This window comes from Actinomadura rugatobispora, from assembly GCF_042656285.1.
In the GTDB taxonomy this organism is placed as follows: Bacteria; Actinomycetota; Actinomycetes; order Streptosporangiales; family Streptosporangiaceae; genus Spirillospora; species Spirillospora rugatobispora.
In genome coordinates this window covers 1-896 of the sequence record NZ_JBHSON010000274.1, presented here as the reverse complement: position 1 = coordinate 896, position 896 = coordinate 1, and the positions used below count along the sequence as shown (strand labels likewise).

At 63.3% G+C, this 896-nt stretch carries 1 protein-coding gene; it reads left to right on the top strand.

All coding sequences use genetic code 11. The annotated features are described in order from the left end of the window. The first annotated feature begins 155 nt into the window (after positions 1–155). Positions 156–896 carry an ABC transporter permease gene (locus ACFPZN_RS56305; protein WP_378293682.1) on the top strand — a complete coding sequence of 247 codons (741 nt, stop codon included), beginning with the start codon at positions 156–158 and terminating at the stop codon, positions 894–896.

The window sequence follows — 896 nt, the reverse complement described above, 5'->3', positions numbered from 1 at the left end:
TATATGGGGATGAATTGTGAGCGGAGCCCTGCCGGGGTTGGCCGGGCGGCTGATGTTGGTCAATGCTCCGCGTAAGGCGGCGTTGGGGACGACGCGGGTGGCGGTGGCGGGTGCCGAGCGGGTGGCGGCGTTGTCGGCGTGGCCGCGTTTCATCGGTGCGGGACATCGTGTTCCGGTTCAAGTACGCCAAGACGGTGGCGTTGCAGGTCAGTGACATCGTCGTGGGTGTGGGCGCGACGGTGGTCGGCGGCGGCATGATCTTCGTGATCTTCACGATGTCGCTGTTCTTGGGCACCGAGATCGGTATGCAGGTGTACACGGGTCTGGAGGTGATCGGCGCCGAGTCGTTCATGGGCTTGGTGGGGGCGTTCATCAATGTCCGTGAGACGACTCCGGTGATCGCGGCGATCGCGTTGGCGGCGCAGTGCGGGTCGTCGTTCACGGCGGAGCTGGGGGCGATGCGGATCTCGGAGGAGATCGATGCCCTGGAGGTCATGGGCATTCACTCGTTCGTGTATCTGATCTGCACGCGGGTGGTGGCGGCGCTGATCGCGCTGGTGCCGTTGTATCTGATCGCCTTGTTCGCGAGTTTCTTCGCGACCCGGTTCATCAGTACCGAGTTCTTCGATCTGGCGCCCGGGGTTTACGACTACTACTTCCATCTGTATCTGCCGTTGATCGATTTGATCTATAGCGCGATCAAGGTGGCGGTGTTCGCGTTCGCGGTGATCTCGATCCACTGCTACTACGGCTACTACGCCACCGGCGGCCCCGTCGGCGTCGGGCAGGCCGCCGGCCGCGCGATCCGCCTGTCGATCATCGTCATCGTCACGCTCAACCTGCTGCTGTCGTATGTGTTCTGGGGGCAGGGCGGAACAGTGAGGCTGGCCGGATGA